Source organism: Pseudomonas cremoris, from assembly GCF_014230465.1.
The window spans coordinates 249,594-266,343 of the sequence record NZ_JAAXCY010000011.1; the positions used below are offsets into that span (position 1 = coordinate 249,594).

The 16,750-nt window shown below is 61.5% G+C and carries 19 protein-coding genes; 12 read left to right on the forward strand and 7 right to left on the reverse strand.

The genetic code is table 11. From position 1 onward, the window contains the following. Positions 1–3: 3 nt before the first annotated feature. Positions 4–903, reverse strand: coding sequence for a TIGR01777 family oxidoreductase (locus tag HF257_RS25805; protein WP_185708277.1), 900 nt, complete (start codon positions 901–903; stop codon positions 4–6). Between the two features lie 224 nt (positions 904–1,127). On the opposite strand from HF257_RS25805, the gene HF257_RS25810 reads away from it, so the two are divergent. The 12 genes from HF257_RS25810 to HF257_RS25865 all read left to right on the forward strand — a co-directional run bounded on the left by HF257_RS25810 (position 1,128) and on the right by HF257_RS25865 (position 11,110). Next, entirely contained in the window at positions 1,128–2,114 is a 987-nt protein-coding gene (locus HF257_RS25810; RefSeq protein WP_185708276.1) for an NAD(P)/FAD-dependent oxidoreductase, read from the forward strand. Next, on the forward strand, positions 2,111–2,326 hold the full coding sequence (locus tag HF257_RS25815; RefSeq protein WP_185708275.1) for a TIGR02450 family Trp-rich protein: 216 nt from the start codon (positions 2,111–2,113) through the stop codon (positions 2,324–2,326). Before HF257_RS25810 ends, HF257_RS25815 begins: the two co-directional genes overlap by 4 nt. A 111-nt stretch (positions 2,327–2,437) precedes the next feature. Continuing rightward, positions 2,438–3,397, forward strand: a complete 960-nt coding sequence (locus HF257_RS25820; RefSeq protein ID WP_185708274.1) for a YbgA family protein — start codon at positions 2,438–2,440, stop codon at positions 3,395–3,397. 3 nt (positions 3,398–3,400) lie between these two features. Further along, on the forward strand, positions 3,401–4,318 hold the full coding sequence (locus HF257_RS25825; protein WP_185708273.1) for a MerR family transcriptional regulator: 918 nt from the start codon (positions 3,401–3,403) through the stop codon (positions 4,316–4,318). After that, complete coding sequence (gene phrB, locus HF257_RS25830) at positions 4,319–5,764, forward strand: deoxyribodipyrimidine photo-lyase (protein ID WP_185708272.1); 1,446 nt, start codon at positions 4,319–4,321, stop codon at positions 5,762–5,764. Then, on the forward strand, positions 5,757–6,179 hold the full coding sequence (locus HF257_RS25835; protein WP_185708271.1) for a nuclear transport factor 2 family protein: 423 nt from the start codon (positions 5,757–5,759) through the stop codon (positions 6,177–6,179). Before phrB ends, HF257_RS25835 begins: the two co-directional genes overlap by 8 nt. Continuing rightward, the gene (locus HF257_RS25840) at positions 6,176–6,958 is read left to right on the forward strand and encodes an SDR family NAD(P)-dependent oxidoreductase (protein ID WP_185708270.1); all 783 of its coding nucleotides are present in this window, start codon (positions 6,176–6,178) and stop codon (positions 6,956–6,958) included. The genes HF257_RS25835 and HF257_RS25840 overlap by 4 nt, the downstream gene beginning before the upstream one ends. Continuing rightward, on the forward strand, positions 6,955–8,202 hold the full coding sequence (locus HF257_RS25845; protein ID WP_185708269.1) for an NAD(P)/FAD-dependent oxidoreductase: 1,248 nt from the start codon (positions 6,955–6,957) through the stop codon (positions 8,200–8,202). Before HF257_RS25840 ends, HF257_RS25845 begins: the two co-directional genes overlap by 4 nt. Further along, on the forward strand, positions 8,199–9,008 hold the full coding sequence (locus HF257_RS25850) for a DUF1365 domain-containing protein (RefSeq protein ID WP_185708268.1): 810 nt from the start codon (positions 8,199–8,201) through the stop codon (positions 9,006–9,008). The genes HF257_RS25845 and HF257_RS25850 overlap by 4 nt, the downstream gene beginning before the upstream one ends. After that, positions 8,995–10,266 carry an SAM-dependent methyltransferase gene (locus HF257_RS25855; protein ID WP_185708267.1) on the forward strand — a complete coding sequence of 424 codons (1,272 nt, stop codon included), beginning with the start codon at positions 8,995–8,997 and terminating at the stop codon, positions 10,264–10,266. Before HF257_RS25850 ends, HF257_RS25855 begins: the two co-directional genes overlap by 14 nt. Continuing rightward, positions 10,259–10,750: a DUF2878 domain-containing protein gene (locus HF257_RS25860; RefSeq protein ID WP_185708266.1), complete on the forward strand. Its 492-nt coding sequence runs from the start codon at positions 10,259–10,261 to the stop codon at positions 10,748–10,750. The genes HF257_RS25855 and HF257_RS25860 overlap by 8 nt, the downstream gene beginning before the upstream one ends. A 54-nt stretch (positions 10,751–10,804) precedes the next feature. After that, the gene (locus tag HF257_RS25865; RefSeq protein ID WP_056859129.1) at positions 10,805–11,110 is read left to right on the forward strand and encodes a YkgJ family cysteine cluster protein; all 306 of its coding nucleotides are present in this window, start codon (positions 10,805–10,807) and stop codon (positions 11,108–11,110) included. Between the two features lie 153 nt (positions 11,111–11,263). Here the strand turns inward: HF257_RS25865 and HF257_RS25870 are convergent, their stop codons facing one another. The 6 genes from HF257_RS25870 to hemA all read right to left on the reverse strand — a co-directional run bounded on the left by HF257_RS25870 (position 11,264) and on the right by hemA (position 16,630). Continuing rightward, positions 11,264–11,782 carry an acyloxyacyl hydrolase gene (locus HF257_RS25870; RefSeq protein WP_185712121.1) on the reverse strand — a complete coding sequence of 173 codons (519 nt, stop codon included), beginning with the start codon at positions 11,780–11,782 and terminating at the stop codon, positions 11,264–11,266. Between the two features lie 112 nt (positions 11,783–11,894). After that, complete coding sequence (gene murI / locus HF257_RS25875; protein ID WP_185708264.1) at positions 11,895–12,689, reverse strand: glutamate racemase; 795 nt, start codon at positions 12,687–12,689, stop codon at positions 11,895–11,897. Continuing rightward, complete coding sequence (locus HF257_RS25880; protein WP_185708263.1) at positions 12,682–13,437, reverse strand: molybdopterin-synthase adenylyltransferase MoeB; 756 nt, start codon at positions 13,435–13,437, stop codon at positions 12,682–12,684. Before HF257_RS25880 ends, murI begins: the two co-directional genes overlap by 8 nt. Continuing rightward, on the reverse strand, positions 13,431–14,261 hold the full coding sequence (gene prmC, locus HF257_RS25885) for a peptide chain release factor N(5)-glutamine methyltransferase (RefSeq protein WP_185708262.1): 831 nt from the start codon (positions 14,259–14,261) through the stop codon (positions 13,431–13,433). The genes HF257_RS25880 and prmC overlap by 7 nt, the downstream gene beginning before the upstream one ends. Continuing rightward, positions 14,262–15,344, reverse strand: coding sequence for a peptide chain release factor 1 (gene prfA, locus HF257_RS25890; protein WP_185708261.1), 1,083 nt, complete (start codon positions 15,342–15,344; stop codon positions 14,262–14,264). Next, on the reverse strand, positions 15,341–16,630 hold the full coding sequence (gene hemA, locus HF257_RS25895; protein WP_185708260.1) for a glutamyl-tRNA reductase: 1,290 nt from the start codon (positions 16,628–16,630) through the stop codon (positions 15,341–15,343). The genes prfA and hemA overlap by 4 nt, the downstream gene beginning before the upstream one ends. Positions 16,631–16,750: the final 120 nt, after the last annotated feature.

Genomic DNA, 16,750 nt, shown 5'->3' on the forward strand with positions numbered 1-16,750 from the left:
TCTCTAGAGGCGGCTGGACAAGTCGTCCAGAGCCGCACGCAACTCAGTGAACTGGAAAGTGAAACCCGCCGCCAACAACCGCTCGGGCAGCGCCTTCTGCCCGCCCAGCAACAAACCGGACAACTCACCCAGGCCCACCTTCAACGCAAAGGCCGGCATCGGCATGAACGCCGGGCGGTGCAGCACTTGGCCCAAGGTCTTGGCGAACTCGCGATTACGTACCGGGTGTGGCGCGCAGGCATTATAAGGACCGTTGGCATCAGGCTTGTGCAGAAGAAAATCAATCAGGGCGATTTGATCCTTGATATGCACCCAAGGCATCCATTGCCGACCATCGCCGATCGGCCCGCCCAGCGCCAGCTTGAACGGCAATAGCAGCCGCGACAAAAAGCCACCCTCGGCTGCCAGTACCAACCCCGTGCGCACCAGCACCACACGAATGCCCAAGGCTTCGGCGCGCTGGGCGGTTTCTTCCCAGGCAACACACAGTTGGCTCGGGAAGTCGTCCCGTACGGGGCCACTGGCTTCGGTCAACTCACGCTCGCCACCGTCGCCGTACCAGCCCACGGCCGAACCGGAAATCAATACCGCCGGTTTTTGCTCAAGCCCTTCAAGCCACGCCAACAGGGTTTCGGTGAGGCTGATGCGGCTGCTCCACAACAACGCCTTGCGCTTGTGGGTCCAAGGCCGATCCGCGATGGGCGCACCGGCGAGGTTAATGACCGCGTCTACCGGGCCGATAACCTGTTGTAAGCGGTCAACTCCCGACACCTGAGCGCCGCATACCTTGGCGACGTGTTCCGGGTGGCGGCTCCATACGGTCAGGCGATGGCCCTGCGCAAGCCAGTGTTGGCAAAGTTGGCGGCCGATCAGGCCAGTACCGCCGGTCAGCAAAATATGCATGGGACGCTCCTCATGTAACGTTCGCCGCCGATCACTGGTCTATTTTATATGCAGGGATCATTTGTAACCGGGCGTGGCATTTGTTTACGCATCTGGCTTAAGCCTCAGCTTTAACCATAGGTCACGCCGTAAGAACTGGTACGCCAAAACTTATACCAAAAAACAATATTGTACAGCTATTGGTGTCGGCGTAGTCTGTGCACAACGGTAAAACGAGGCCTCCCATGACTGTTCCCATCGCGATCATTGGCACCGGCATCGCCGGTCTCTCCGCCGCCCGAGCGTTACGAGACGCGGGGCACGTTGTACAACTCTTCGATAAAAGCCGTGGCAGTGGCGGCCGCATGTCCAGCAAGCGCAGCGATGCCGGCTCACTGGACATGGGCGCGCAATACTTCACCGCCCGCGACCGGCGCTTCGTCAACGAAGTGCAGCGCTGGCAAAGCAACGGCTGGGCCGAGCAGTGGAAACCCCAGCTGTACAACTTCAAGTCCGGCCAGCTCACGCCCTCCCCCGATGAACAGATCCGCTGGGTCGGCACGCCGCGCATGAGTGCAATCACCCGCGCACTGCTCGATGACCTTCCAGTGGAGTTCGGTTGCCGTATCACCGAAGTGTTCCAGGGCACCCAGCACTGGAACCTGCTGGACGCCGACGGCGGCAACCACGGCCCATTCAGCCACGTGATCATTGCCACCCCAGCGCCCCAAGCCACTGCCCTGCTGGCCGCCGCGCCGAAGCTGGCGAGTGCCGCCGCCGGCGTGAAGATGGATCCTACCTGGGCCATCGCCCTGGCCTTCGACACCCCGCTGGACACCCCCATGGAAGGCTGCTTCGTGCAGGACAGCCCCCTCGACTGGCTGGCGCGCAACCGCAGCAAACCGGGGCGCGACACGGCCCTCGACACCTGGGTGCTGCACGCCACCAGCGCCTGGAGCAGGGCCCACCTGGACCTGCCCAAGGAAGCGGTGATCGAACACCTGCACGGCGCATTTGCCGAACTGCTGCACAGCGCCATGCCTGCGCCGTCGTTCAGCCTGGCGCACCGCTGGCTCTACGCGCGCCCCTCCAGCAGCCATGAATTCGGCGTGCTGGCCGACGCCGACCTGGGCCTGTACGTGTGTGGCGACTGGTGCCTGTCAGGCCGAGTCGAGGGTGCGTGGCTCAGCGGCCAGGAAGCCGCGCGACGCTTGATTGAACACCTGCAATGAACCGCATCAATCCCGCCAAATTGCTGCTGTCGAAGTGGACAGCAGCACGCCCCCAGAACAAGGAAAAACACTTCCTGGTCACCGAACTGTTCCGCGACGAAGAAGGCACCGTGCTGGAAATCGAACTGCAGGCCGTCATGACCCGACGCGTCGAACGCCTCGCCTGGCAAACCCTGCAAAATGCCGAAGACTGGAAAATCGGTTGGCAGTAGCCCCGCCGCAAAACCTGTACAAATAATTTGACTTGTACAGCATCAAACCTATGATGAGATTTAGTTGTACAAGCTTTCGATCTTGTACAGGAATCTTGCAGAGGTTCGACCATGTCCAGCACCCACAAACCGAAGATCGCGATCAGCGCCTGCCTGCTGGGCGAGAACGTGCGCTTCAACGGCGGACATAAACAATCCCTGCTGTGCAGCCAGACCCTCGCCGACTACTTCGACTTTGTGCCGTTGTGCCCAGAGGTCGCCATTGGCCTGGGCATTCCCCGTGAGCCGATACGCCTGGTGGGCGACCCGGCGCATCCGCAAGCCGTGGGCACCGTGCACCGCGAACTGAATGTGACCCAGCCACTGGATGATTACGGCCAGCAGATGGCCACGGAACACACCGACCTGTGCGGCTACATCTTCATGCAGAAATCGCCGTCCTGTGGCCTGGAACGGGTCAAGGTCTACCGCGACAACGGCACCCCGGTGGACGGCGGCGGGCGCGGCATCTACGCCCAGGCCTTTTGCACACGCCACCCCAACCTACCCGTCGAAGAGGACGGCCGGCTGAATGACCCGGTGCTGCGCGAAAATTTCCTGACCCGCGTTTTTGTCTACGCCAGCTGGCAACAGCTGCTCGCCGAAGGCCTGACCCGCCACCGCCTGCTGGCCTTTCACTCGCGCTACAAATACTTGCTGATGGCCCACAGCCCGGCGCATTACAAAAGCCTCGGCCACTTGCTGGGCAGCATGGGCAAGGATGCCAACCTCGATGAGCTGGCCGCCTGTTATTTCAGCGAGCTGATGACCGGCCTCAGCAAGTGCGCCACCCGTGGCACCCACACCAACGTGCTGCAACACATCAGTGGCTACCTCAAGCAGGTCATCAGCGCCGACGACAAACAGGAAATGCAGACCGTCATCGGCCAGTACCGCCACGGCATCGTGCCGCTGGTGGTGCCGTTGACCTTGCTTAAACACCACTTTCGCCAACACCCGGACCGCTACATCGCGCAGCAGGCCTACCTGCAACCGCACCCGGAAAATCTCAGCCTGCGTAACGCGATCTAACCCATGAAAGCAGCCCTGCAAGAAGACCTCACCCAAGCCATCGAAGACGGCTGGCTGCCGATCCGCGAAGTGGCGCGCCAGACCGGCGTCAACGCCGTGACCCTGCGCGCGTGGGAGCGCCGCTATGGCCTGATCGTGCCCCAGCGCACGCCCAAGGGCCATCGACTGTTCAGCGATGAACATGTGCAACGCATCCACACCATCCTCACCTGGCTCAATCGCGGCGTGCCGGTCAGCCAGGTCAAAGGCTTGATCGATTCCGCCCAGCCGATTCCCGATGCGGTAGAGAACGAATGGCACACCTTGCGCCAAAACCTGGTGCAAGCCATCAGCGAACTGGCCGAACGCCGGGTCGACGATGCCTTCAACCAAGCCATGGCGCTCTATCCGCCACGCACCCTGTGCGAGCAACTACTGCTGCCGCTGCTGCATGAACTGGAACAACGCTGGCAGGGCCAGTTTGGCGCGCAGATGGAACGGGTATTTTTCCTGTCCTGGCTGCGCAGCAAGTTTGGGGCGCGCATCTATCACAACAACCGCCAATTGCAGGGGCCGGCGTTGCTGCTGGTCAACCAGTCCGACCTCCCTCTGGAACCGCATTTGTGGCTGAGCGCCTGGCTGGCCAGCAGCGACAACTGCCCGGTGGAAGTGTTCGACTGGCCGCTGCCCGCCGGCGAGCTGGGCCTGGCGGTGGAACACCTGCAACCGCGCGCCGTGCTGATGTATTCAAGCAAGGCGCTCCACCTGTCGGCATTCGCAAAACTTCTGGGCGGCGTCAGTTGCCCAAAGTTGATAGTCGGACCAACGGTATGCATCCACCAGGCCGAGTTGGCCGTATTAACCCGTGACACCCCTGAATTGTTCGTGGCCGAAGACCCACTGTCGGCCCACCAGATACTGATCCAGCGTGGACTTCTTTAAATGCATTTGATCTGGCTGCGCACCGACCTGCGCCTACACGACAACACCGCCCTGGCCGCCGCGAGCCAGCGGGGCCCGATCGCGGCCGTTTACCTGATCACGCCTGAGCAGTGGCGGGCCCACGACGATGCGCCGTGCAAAGTGGATTTCTGGCTGCGTAATGTGCAGCACCTGAGCCAAGCGCTGGCTGATCTGAATATCCCGCTGCTGATCCGCACCACACCGACTTGGGACCAGGCGCCAGCCGTGTTGAGCCAGTTGTGCCGCGAGCTGTCGGTGGAGTCGGTGCACGTCAACGAGGAGTACGGCATCCACGAGAGCCGTCGCGATGCGGCCGTGTCCAAGGCATTGGAAGCCGACGGTGTGAGCTTCCACAGCTACCTGGACCAACTGTTTTTCCAACCCGGCAGCGTGCTGACCAAGACCGGCACGTATTTCCAGGTGTTCAGCCAGTTCCGCAAGGTTTGCTACACCCGCCTGCACAGCAGCTTGCCGCGCCTGGTGGCTACGCCGAAGGCCCAGGCAAAACTCGCGATAAAGGGCGACACCGTGCCGCAAACCGTCGAGGGCTTCGAACCGCCCAGCGACACGCTGCGCGTCCTCTGGCCAGCCGGTGAAGATGAAGCCCGCCGCCGTCTCGAGGCCTTCGCCGACCAGCAGATCAGCTATTACAAGGACGAACGCGACTTCCCCGCCAAGCCCGGCACCAGCCAGCTCTCGGCGTACCTTGCCGCCGGCGTGGTTTCGCCGCGCCAGTGCCTGCATGCCGCCCTGCAAACCAATCAGGGTGAATTCGAAAGCGGTGACACGGGCGCCATCACCTGGATCAACGAGCTGCTGTGGCGCGAGTTCTACAAACATATCCTGGTGGGCTACCCACGGGTGTCTCGCCACCGCGCATTCCGCCCCGAAACCGAAGCGGTCGCCTGGCGCGATGCCCCTAAGGATCTCGCCGCCTGGCAGGAGGCCCGCACCGGCTTGCCGATCATTGACGCGGCCATGCGCCAATTGCTCGAAACCGGCTGGATGCACAACCGCCTGCGCATGGTGGTGGCGATGTTCCTCACCAAGAATTTGCTGATCGACTGGCGCGAAGGCGAGCGCTTCTTCATGCGCCACCTGATCGACGGCGACTTGGCCGCCAACAACGGCGGGTGGCAGTGGAGCTCATCCACCGGCACCGACTCAGCGCCGTATTTCCGGATTTTCAGCCCGCTGAGCCAATCGGAAAAATTCGACAGCGAAGGCGTCTTCATCAAGCACTGGCTGCCGGAGCTGGCCGCGCTGAATAAAAAAGACGTGCACAACCCCGAAGCAGTCGGCGGATTGTTTGGCGTGGCCGACTACCCGCGAGCCATCGTCGACCTGAAAAAATCCCGCGAACGCGCCTTGGCCGCCTTCCGCAGCCTGCCGTCGCGCGAAGCCGCCGGAGGCATTCATGAGTGACTTCCTGCGCCGGTTCGCCCAAGCCTTCGCCACGCTGGACAAGCACAACCTGCACCTGCTCGACAGCTTGTACAGTCAGGACATCGCCTTTGCCGACCCGTTGCATGAAGTGCATGGCCTGCCTGCCATGCACCGCTACTTCGCCGAGCTGTACAGCAATGTCAGCCAGCTACGCTTCGACTTTTACGGTTTCGACCAGGTGGCCGAAGGCGAAGGTTACCTACGTTGGAAGATGAGTTTTTGCCACCCGCGCCTGGCCAACGGCAAGGTGATCCGGGTTGAAGGTTGTTCTCACTTGATGTGGCGCGACAAGGTCTACCGCCACCGCGACTATTTCGATGCCGGCGCCATGTTGTATGAACACTTGCCCGTGCTGGGCAATGTCGTCGGCTGGCTGAAAAGGAGAATGGCATGAACGCACCGACGCCCCGTCGTTATTGGCTGACCGGCGCCAGCAGTGGTATCGGTGCCGCGCTGGCCATCGAGCTGCTCAACAGCGGCGCTCATGTTGCCGTGAGTTCCCGCTCCAAAGGCCCTTTGGACACGCTGGCCGCACACTATCCGGGCCAGGTGCTGGTGGTGGCCGGCGACCTGACCAACAGCCAGACCGTGCGTGAAATCGGCGAACAGATCCAGGCGGCCTGGGGCGCGCTGGACACCGTGATCCTGAACGCCGGCACCTGTGAATATGTCGACGCCAAGCAATTTGATTCATCGATCATCGAGCACGTGGTGCGCACCAACCTGCTGGCCAGCAGTTACTGCATCGAGGCCGCCTTGCCGTTGCTGCGCGCGGGTCGCACGCCTCATCTGGTAGGCGTCGCGAGTGCGGTGACCTACCTGCCGATGCCGCGCGCCGAAGCCTACGGCGCGTCGAAGGCAGGCCTGCGCTACCTATTCGAATCCCTGCGTATCAGCCTGTCACCGGAAAACATCGACGTGACGGTGGTCAGCCCGGGGTTTGTCGACACGCCATTGACCGAACGCAACGACTTCCCGATGCCCTTGAGCTGGCCGGCGGACAAGGCTGCGCGACATATCTTCGCCAAGCTGGAAAAGCGTCCGCTGGAAATCGCCTTTCCCGCGCTGTTCATCGCCACCCTGTGGCCGCTGTCGAAGTTGCCCAACCGCGCCCAGCTGATCATCGGCAAACGCATGCTGCGTAGCCCGCCACCGAAAAAGGACGACCTGTGAAGATCGCCATTATCGGCAGCGGCATCGCCGGACTGACCAGCGCCTACCTGCTCAGCCGCCAGCATGAGATCACGCTGTTCGAAGCGGGCGACCGTATCGGCGGGCACACCCACACGGTCAATGTCACCGTCGAGGGTAAACGCTATGCGGTGGACACCGGTTTTATCGTGTTCAACGACTGGACCTACCCCAACTTCATCCGTCTGCTGGGGCAGATCGGGGTCAAGTTCAAACCCACCGAGATGAGCTTTTCGGTGTGCGACGAACAGACCGGGCTCGAGTACAACGGCAACAACCTCAACAGCCTGTTTGCCCAGCGTCGCAATATCCTGTCGCCGGGGTTTTGGGGCATGTTGCGCGACATCCTGCGCTTCAACCGCCAGGCGCCGCTGGACCTGCAAGAGCAGCGCATCAGCGCCGAGATGACCCTGGGCGACTACCTCAACGCGGGCGGCTACGGCGAACGATTTGTCAGGCATTACATCGTGCCGATGGGCGCGGCGATCTGGTCGATGTCCCTGGCGGACATGCTCGGCTTTCCATTGCAATTTTTTGTGCGTTTCTTCAAGAACCACGGGTTGCTCTCGGTGAGCAATCGCCCGCAATGGTGCGTGATCGAGGGCGGCTCCAGCAGCTATATCGAGCCGCTGACCCGCCGCTTTCGCGAACAGATCCGCCTCAACTGCCCTGTGGATAAAGTCGAGCGTACCGGCGACGGCGTGGTTATCCACAGCCCAGCTGGCAGCGAGGCCTTTGACCGCGTGGTGTTTGCCTGTCACAGCGACCAGGCCCTGGCGTTGCTCGCCGACCCCAGCCAGGCCGAGCAAGAGATCCTTGGCGCCCTCCCCTATGCCGACAACGACGTGGTGCTGCACACCGACACCCGCCTGCTGCCCGACCGCAAACTGGCCTGGGCCAGCTGGAATTACCGGCTGAGCGGAAACGCCCAGACCCAGGCGGCGGTCACCTATGACATGAACATCCTGCAAGGTATCGACAGCGACACCACCTTTTGCGTCAGCCTCAACCAGACGTCGGCGATCAACCCGCTGAAAGTGCTGGCTCGCTACACCTACGCCCACCCGCAATACAGCCTCGCGGCGGTGGCGGCCCAAGCACGTTGGGAAGAATTGTTCGGCACCCGCAACACCTTTTACTGCGGCGCTTACTGGGCTAACGGCTTTCACGAAGACGGCGTGGTCAGCGCCCTGCGCGTGGCCCAAGCGTTCGGGGAAAGCCTGTGAACAGCGCCCTGTACAGCGGCTGGATTGCCCATCGCCGGTTTGCGCCCAAGGCTCATGCCTTTCGCTACCGCATCGGCTTGCTGTATTTGGATTTGAGCGAGGAACATGAGGTACTTGGGCTATCGCCCCTGGCCGGACCCAGTCGCTTTGCGCCGTTCGGGTTTCGCCAGCAGGACTACCTGCGTGAATTGACGCGTACCGGCATGAGCTTGAGCGATGCCGTGCGCCAAGAAGTCGGCAAGGCGCTGGGGCGTACGCCCCAGGGCGTTATCTGCCTACTGACCCAGGCCCGCAGTTGGGGCCTGGCCTTTAACCCCGTGAGTTTCTTCTACTGCTTCGAGGCCGACGGGCAACTGGCCGCGATCCTGTGTGAAGTGACCAACACCCCATGGCGCGAGCGCTATCACTACGTGCTGCCGGCCCTGGCACTGGGCGCCGATGAGCACCAGCATTTCGCCGTGGCCAAGGCCTTTCATGTGTCACCGTTCCTGCCGCGTGACCTGGAATACCGCATGAGCTTCAGCCCGCCCGCCGCCAGGCTTGGCGTGCATATGGCCGACTGGCAGGGTACGCAAAAAGTCTTCGATGCCACCTTGAGCCTGCAAAAGGAAGCCCTCAACCGCGCCAGCTTGCATCGCTACCTGTGGCGCTTTCCGTGGATGACCGCCAAGACCTGCCTCGCTATCTACTGGCAGGCCCTGCGCCTGTTGCTCAAACGCACACCGATTTTCCCCCACCGGGCCGCCGATGGCGACGCTCGTATTGCAGTCGGGTATCCCAAGGATCGCCGCCATGAAAACCCCTAGCTTATCGGTCAAGGCCAACCGCCTGAACGTCAACGGCATGACCAGCACACTGCTGCGCAAGGCCGTACTACGTCAACTCAGCCAACTGCGCCATGGCCAGTTGGTGGTGATTGAGGAGGGTGAACGCCAAGTGTTCGGCGCACGCGAGGCGCACCTGCTGGGGGAAATCCAGATCCTCGATCCGGCGGCGTGGGGCCTGGTGGCGGCCAACGGTTCCATCGGCGCCGGCGAGGCGTATATCCATGGTTACTGGAGCAGCCCGGACCTGACCGCGGTGGTGCGCGTGATGGTCAGCAACCTAGACGTGCTCGACGCGATGGAAGGCGGCCTGGCACGCCTGGCTCGGCCACTCACCCAGGGTTTGCACTGGCTCAACCGCAATACGCGCAAAGGCTCGCAAAAAAACATCGCCGCCCACTACGACCTGGGGAACGACCTGTTCGAGGAATTCCTCGACCCGACCATGATGTACTCGGCGGCGCAGTTCCTGACACCCGACGACACCCTGGAACAGGCGCAACTGAACAAACTGGAACGTATCTGCCAGAAGCTCGCGCTCAAGGCCGACGACCATCTGCTGGAAATCGGCACCGGCTGGGGCAGCATGGCGTTGTATGCCGCGCAGTACTACGGCTGCAAGGTCACCACCACGACCTTGTCCAAGGAACAGTTCGCCTACACCGAAAAACGTATCGAGGCCCTGGGGCTGCAAGGCCAGGTCACCCTGCTGTTGCAGGACTACCGCGACCTCACTGGCCAGTACGACAAATTGGTGTCCATCGAAATGATCGAAGCGGTGGGCCATCGCTTCCTGCCGACCTACTTCAAACAGTGCGCGCACCTGCTCAAGGACAATGGCCTGATGTTGCTGCAAGCCATCACCATCCGCGACCAACGCTACGAGCAAGCCAAGAGCAATGTCGACTTTATCCAGCGTTACATCTTCCCCGGCGGCGCCCTGCCCTGTGTGCAAAAGATGCTGGAGATCGTCAGCCGCGACACCGATATGAACCTGATGCACATGGAGGATTTCGGCCTGCACTACGCGCGAACCCTGCGCCTGTGGCATGAGAACTTTCGCCGCGCCCATGGCCGTCTTGCAGAGTTGGGCTACGATGAGTACTTCCTGCGCTTGTGGGAGTTCTACTTGTGCTACTGCGAGGGTGGGTTTATGGAACGCACGATTGGTACCGCACAATTACTGTTGGCCAAGCCGGCCGCGCTTAACCCGCCATTGCTCGGGCGTTTCAGTGCTTAAACCGCTGGCGAATGCCGTACTGTTCCAGTGTGGCTGGTTTGCCTGTGTACTTGGCGGGGATAGTCGATGGTTGCTGGTGGGGTTGGCGGTTCTGGCCATCCACCTGCTGTGGATCAGCGCCTGGTCCAAGGACGGCCAAGTGATCCTCGCCGTGACCTTGTTGGGAACAGTGATCGACACCTCGCTGCGCACCTTCGGCGTGTTTCATTTCAGCCTGCCGGGGCCGTTGATTCCGTTTTGGTTGATCCTGTTGTGGGCATTGTTGGCGACCACGTTGCGTCATTGCTTGGCCTGGAGTGCACAGCCCTGGTGGCGATCCAGCCTGTTGGGTGCGGTGGGTGGACCGCTGTCGTATTACGCGGGCAGCCAATTGGCCGGGGTCAGTTTCGGCTATGGCACCGCCACCACGCTGATGGGCCTGGCCCTGCTCTGGGCGCTGCTGTTTCCCGTACTGCACTGGGTTGCGGATCAACTCGGACACTGACGCCCGTCAGAGCATTCATACGCGCGACACCGGCTTGCCTTACACTGCGCGCCTATGACCAACATCCCCCACACCCAAATCACCGAACCCGCCGTCACCTGCTCGACTTGCGCAGCCTGCTGCTGCCAATTGGAAGTGATGCTGATCACCGACACGGGCGTGCCGGAGCGCTATATCGATACCGACGATTGGGGCGGCGAAGTGATGCTGCGCCTGGACGACGGCTGGTGCGCCGCGCTGGACCGGGACACCATGATGTGCACGATCTATGAACGACGGCCGTTGATTTGCCGGGAGTTCGAGATGGGTGCGCCGGAGTGCCTTGAAGAGCGGCAGGGGATTGCGACGGCGTATCGCTGACTTTCAGATAAGAGCAGATCCAAATGTGGGAGCGGGCTTGCTCGCGAAGGCGGGGTATCAGTCAACATTTTCAGCGACTGACACACAGCCTTCGCGAGCAAGCCCGCTCCCACACAAGCTCTTCCCACATTGGTCATGCGGTGTTTTGAAGGGTTACAGCGGCAAGGTGTAGTGCAGCGAGTAGCTTTCTACCCCATCGTTGTTGCTGCTGATGCCCGCGTTGGAATAGTGCGTGGCACGAATCCCCACTTCATGCCCACCGGCAAAGCGCAGGCCGAAACCCAAACGGTCTTCGAACTGAAAGGCCTGGCCGATATTGTTGTCCTCGACCCGCGTGCGCGAGAACACCGCTACACCGATTCCCGCCTCGATGTAGGGCTTGACCTTTTCCCCGGCAAATTCGTACACAAACACCGGCGAGAACGACAGGCTGCTCACGCTCGCGCGCTTGTCACCGTCCCAATAGGTGTAGGCGCCACTCCAATAGCCGGTCAGACGACCTGTTTCGCTCTGCCACCAGCTTTTATCCCAGTCCGACGTCAGCCCCAGCCGATAGGTCATGGTCGAATCACTGGTACTCCCCACCCCCAATTCCAGGCCCGCGGCCTGGGCTGAAACAGAGTGTCCTACAACAACGGCCGCAATCGCAGCCAAACAGAACAAGCGCTTCATAAGAAACATCCCTTCCGAACAAAGTTTATGGTTTTTGTACAGACTAACTGGCTATAGAAGCTGGCGCGTAGACAGAAGTTCCAGCTTATTCCCCCGGTATTTCACGAATTTTTCACGCACCGAAGCTTCGCACAACGCCCGGATATTTCCATAGTGTTGGTAGGATATTTCTTAGGTGATACACGTCGCCGCTGGTCCAGAACTGTGCCGGTTCAGGATTGCCGTCGGCCAACACGTCACGCTCGCCCAGCAAACGCTTGAGCTGGCGCGCCACGGCAGCGCCGGTGTCGATGAGGATGATGCTGGGTGGCAGCATCTGCGCCAAAAGCGGCTTGAGGAAAGGATAGTGGGTGCAGCCGAGGATGATGGTGTCGCAGCCGGCGCTGAGCAACGGCGCTAGATAGCCCAGCAGCATGTGGCGCAAAGCCGGGCTGTTCAGGTCGCCGGTTTCGATCAGTTCCACCAGGCCAGGGCAGGGTTGGGTGATGACCCGGACATCAGTGGCAAACCGGTCGAGCAAGGCGGCAAATTTTGCGCTTTGCAGCGTGCCGGTGGTAGCGAGTACGCCGACCACGCCACTGCGGGTGGCGGCAGCCGCCGGTTTGACGGCAGGCTCCATGCCCACCAGTGGCCAGTCCGGGTAGTCCTGCCTCAGGTCCGCAACCGCCGCGACCGTCGCGGTGTTACAGGCAATTACAAACGCCTTTACGCCTTTTTCACGAAAGAATTCAGCAACCCTTCGCGAGCGCTCAAGAATGAATGCAGGGCTTTTTTCGCCGTACGGGATATGCCCGCAATCGGCCATGTACAGCAGCGATTCGTGGGGCAGCAGTTGCTGAATTTCATCCAGCACCGACAACCCGCCGACGCCGGAATCGAACACACCGATGGGCGCGTCCTTAACCATGTTGCGTCCCGCACACGCTGCAACCGGGATCACGCTTGACGCGCAGCTCGCGAAAACGTGTGGTCAAGGCATCGATCAGCAGCAAGCGCCCCACCAACGGCTCGCCGAAACCGGCCAGCAACTTCAAGGCTTCCAAGGCTTGCAGGCTACCGACCAGGCCCACCAGCGGCCCCACCACGCCGGCTTCGCTGCAGGTGAGTTCGGTGTCGCTGCCGTGCCCGTAGATACAGTGGTAGCAGGGGCTTTCGGGGCGGCGCGGATCAAACACCGACAACTGCCCTTCCAGCCGAATCGCGGCGCCGCTGATCAAGGGCTTGGTGGCGGCCACACAGGCGGCGTTGACCGCTTCGCGGGTAGAAAAGTTGTCACTGCAATCAAGCACCACGTCTACCGCATCGACCGCCGCCGCCAACGAATCGGCATCCAGCGCGCTGCGATGGGTAATCAGCTTGATCTCGGGGTTGATCGCAGTCAGCCGGCGCAGGGCCGAATCGACTTTGGTCTGCCCGACGCTGTCGGTGTCGTGGATGATCTGGCGTTGCAGGTTGGTCAGGTCGACGGTATCGAAATCGGCCAGATGCAGTTCACCCACCCCCGCCGCTGCCAGATACAGCGCTACCGGTGCCCCCAGCCCGCCGAGGCCGATGATCAGGGCGCGGCCGTTTTTCAGGCGCAATTGCCCCTCGATGTCGACCTGCTGCAACAGGATCTGCCGGCTATAGCGCAACAGCTCCTGGTCGGTCAGCACGGGCGGCGTCCCAACGTGATGCGTTCGTGACCGCCGAGGTCGATACGGCTGTGCACGTCTTCAAAACCCTGGCTTTGCAACAGGTCGCGCACGGCGGGGGCTTGGTCGTAGCCATGTTCAAGCAACAGCCAGCCACCGGCATTCAAATGCGCGGGGGCTTCCTTGATGATCTGGCGCAGGTCGTCCAGGCCGTCTTGACCTGCGACCAACGCACTGGCCGGTTCAAAACGCACGTCACCGGCCACCAGGTGTGGGTCGTTGGCGGCGATGTACGGCGGGTTGCTGATGATCAGGTCGAAGCTGTGGCCTTGCAGGGCGCTGAACCAATGACTGTTCAACACCGTGGCGTTCTTGAGGTGCAGGCGCTGGCGGTTGCGTTCGGCCAGGGCAACGGCTTCCAGCACGCGGTCGACGGCAGTGACGTGCCAGGCCGGGCGTTCGCTGGCCAGGGCCAGGGCGATGGCGCCGCTGCCGGTGCCCAAGTCCAGGACCTGGGTAGGCGTAGCCGGCAATAATTCCAGGGCGGCTTCCACCAGCAATTCAGTGTCTGGGCGCGGGATCAGTGTGTGGGGCGCTACTTCCAGGTCGAGCTTCCAGAAGCCCTGCTGGCCGAGGATGTACGCGACCGGCTCACCGCCGCGACGGCGTTGCAGGTAGCCCGCAAAGGTCAATGCGTCTTCGCTGCTGACAATTTTTTCCGGCCAGGTGTGCAAATAACTGCGGGACTTGCCCAGGGACGCGGCCAGCAACAATTCGGCATCCAGGCGCGCGGTGGGCGAGTCGGGCAGGTCGGCGGCGCGTAGCAAGCTGGCAATGATGGTCATTTATTCACCTATCGCTGCCAGTTGGTCAGCCTGGTATTCGGCGAGCAACGGCTCGATCACCGCGTCAACACCACCGGCAAGAATCTCGTCGAGGGAATAGAGGGTGAGGTTGACCCGGTGGTCGGTGACCCGGCCCTGGGCAAAGTTGTAGGTACGGATGCGCTCGGAGCGGTCGCCCGAGCCCACCAGCAACTTACGCTCGCTGGCAATCGCGTTGGCAGCGGCACTGGTTTGCTGGTCGTTGAGCTTGGCCGACAGCCAGGACATGGCCCGCGCCCGGTTCTTGTGCTGGGAACGTTCTTCCTGGCACTCCACCACGATGCCCGACGGCAAGTGAGTAATGCGGATTGCAGAATCAGTCTTGTTGACGTGCTGGCCGCCGGCGCCCGACGAACGGTACGTGTCGACTCGCAGGTCTGCCGGGTTGATCTCGATGGCTTCCTGCTCGTCCGGCTCGGGCAACACGGCCACGGTGCAGGCGGAGGTGTGGATACGCCCCTGCGACTCAGTCGCCGGAACACGCTGCACGCGATGGGCACCGGACTCGAACTTGAGCTTGCCGTAGACGTTGTCGCCTTCAACCCGCGCGATGACTTCTTTATAGCCACCGTGCTCGCCCTCGTTCTCCGAGAGGATTTCCACGCGCCAGCCACGACGCTCGGCATACCGCGAATACATGCGGAACAGGTCGCCGGAGAAGATCGCCGCTTCGTCACCGCCGGTGCCCGCGCGGATTTCGAGAAACACGTTACGGCCGTCATTCGGGTCTTTAGGCAGCAGCATGCGTTGCAGGTCGCCTTCCAGCTCGGCGAGTTTTTCCTTGGCCTCGCGGACTTCTTCCACGGCCATTTCACGCATGTCCGGGTCGCTGTCCTTGAGCAGCGCCTGGGCGCCTTCAAGGTCGGCCTGCACTTTCAGCAGGTTTTTATAGGTGGCCACCACCGGCTCAACTTCGGCGTATTCCTTGGAATAGGCACGGAATTTAGTCTGATCGGCAATGACTTCGCCATCGCCGAGCAAGGCGGTCAGTTCTTCGAAACGGTCCTGGAGCACGTCCAGTTTATTGAGCAGTGACGCTTTCATTGCGGTTTTTTATCCGAAGAGCTATCTGACGCGCCCTCACCGAGGGCAAAAAGTTCTTGGGCCATGGCCAGCGCATCGAGGCGGCCTTCGGCAGTCAATTTTTTAAGCTGTACGCTAGGCGCGTGGAGCAATTTGTTGGTGAGGCCTCGGGCCAGTTGCATCAGCACTTCTTCAGCGCTGCTGCCATTGGCCAGCAAGCGCTGGGCCTTGCTCAACTCCTCGTCGCGCAGGCGTTCACCCTGCTGACGATAGGCCTTGAGCACATCCACCGCCGCCAGTTCGCGCAGGCGCACCATGAAATCTTCGGCGCCGGTGCTGACCATTTCCTCGGCGGCCTGGGCTGCGCCCTGGCGACTCTTGAGGTTTTCAGCGACGACTTCGTGCAGATCGTCGACGCTATAGAGGTAAACGTCGTCCAACTCGCCGACTTCGGGCTCGATATCACGGGGAACAGCGATATCCACCATAAAAATCGGCTTGTGCTTGCGCAGCTTTAGTGCGCTCTCGACCGCGCCTTTGCCCAGGATCGGCAATTGACTGGCGGTGGAGCTGATAACGATATCGCTGCGCACCAATTCAGCCGGAATGTCCGAGAGCAGCACGGCATGGGCGCCGAATTGTTCGGCGAGGATGCTGGCCCGTTCAAGCGTGCGATTGGCCACCACAATGCGCTTCACACCCAGGTCATGCAGATGGCGGGCGACCAGGGTGATGGTCTCGCCGGCGCCGATCAGCAGGGCCTGGCTGCGCTGCAAGTCACTGAAAATCTGTTTGGCCAGGCTGACGGCGGCAAATGCCACGGACACCGGGTTTTCACCGATGGCGGTGTCGGTGCGCACCTGCTTGGCGGAGTTGAACGTGGCCTGGAACAAACGGCCAAGCAGCGGACCGACGGTACCGGCTTCACGCGCCACGGCGTAGGCGGACTTCATCTGGCCCAGGATCTGCGGCTCGCCCAATACCAGCGAGTCGAGACCGGCGGCCACACGCATCATGTGACGAACTGCCGCATCCTCTTCGTGCACATAAGCGCTTGCGCGCAGGTCGTCGAGGCTCAAATGGTGGTAATCAGCCAGCCAGCGCAGCACCACATCCGCTGAAAGATGTTCCTGCTCTATATAAAGCTCGCTGCGATTGCAGGTCGAAAGGATCGCAGCTTCGCGGCTGTCGGTGAGCCGGCAGAGCTGCTGCAAGGCCTCAACCAACTGCTCCGGCGTAAACGCCACGCGCTCGCGCACGTCCACGGTGGCAGTTTTATGGTTAATACCGAGTGCGAGGAAGGCCATTCAATATCGCTGATGATGTCGGGAAGCCGACAATTGTCCTACTTCGAATGATTCAGAACAACCACCGTAGGCTATTGTCCTAATGCCTTGTGTCTATAAAGGCACCAACTGAGACTCGGT

Excerpts from the sequence above, each read along its gene's own strand:
- prmC (WP_185708262.1), bottom strand. The coding sequence starts at position 14,261 with ATGACCATCATTGCCAGCTTGCTACGCGCCGCCGACCTGCCCGACTCG.
- murI (WP_185708264.1), bottom strand. The coding sequence starts at position 12,689 with ATGGTTAAGGACGCGCCCATCGGTGTGTTCGATTCCGGCGTCGGCGGG.
- HF257_RS25825 (WP_185708273.1), top strand. The coding sequence starts at position 3,401 with ATGAAAGCAGCCCTGCAAGAAGACCTCACCCAAGCCATCGAAGACGGC.
- HF257_RS25835 (WP_185708271.1), top strand. The coding sequence starts at position 5,757 with ATGAGTGACTTCCTGCGCCGGTTCGCCCAAGCCTTCGCCACGCTGGAC.
- HF257_RS25840 (WP_185708270.1), top strand. The coding sequence starts at position 6,176 with ATGAACGCACCGACGCCCCGTCGTTATTGGCTGACCGGCGCCAGCAGT.
- HF257_RS25855 (WP_185708267.1), top strand. The coding sequence starts at position 8,995 with ATGAAAACCCCTAGCTTATCGGTCAAGGCCAACCGCCTGAACGTCAAC.
- HF257_RS25820 (WP_185708274.1), top strand. The coding sequence starts at position 2,438 with ATGTCCAGCACCCACAAACCGAAGATCGCGATCAGCGCCTGCCTGCTG.
- HF257_RS25870 (WP_185712121.1), bottom strand. The coding sequence starts at position 11,782 with ATGAAGCGCTTGTTCTGTTTGGCTGCGATTGCGGCCGTTGTTGTAGGA.
- HF257_RS25865 (WP_056859129.1), top strand. The coding sequence starts at position 10,805 with ATGACCAACATCCCCCACACCCAAATCACCGAACCCGCCGTCACCTGC.
- HF257_RS25810 (WP_185708276.1), top strand. The coding sequence starts at position 1,128 with ATGACTGTTCCCATCGCGATCATTGGCACCGGCATCGCCGGTCTCTCC.
- HF257_RS25805 (WP_185708277.1), bottom strand. The coding sequence starts at position 903 with ATGCATATTTTGCTGACCGGCGGTACTGGCCTGATCGGCCGCCAACTT.
- phrB (WP_185708272.1), top strand. The coding sequence starts at position 4,319 with ATGCATTTGATCTGGCTGCGCACCGACCTGCGCCTACACGACAACACC.
- HF257_RS25815 (WP_185708275.1), top strand. The coding sequence starts at position 2,111 with ATGAACCGCATCAATCCCGCCAAATTGCTGCTGTCGAAGTGGACAGCA.
- hemA (WP_185708260.1), bottom strand. The coding sequence starts at position 16,630 with ATGGCCTTCCTCGCACTCGGTATTAACCATAAAACTGCCACCGTGGAC.
- prfA (WP_185708261.1), bottom strand. The coding sequence starts at position 15,344 with ATGAAAGCGTCACTGCTCAATAAACTGGACGTGCTCCAGGACCGTTTC.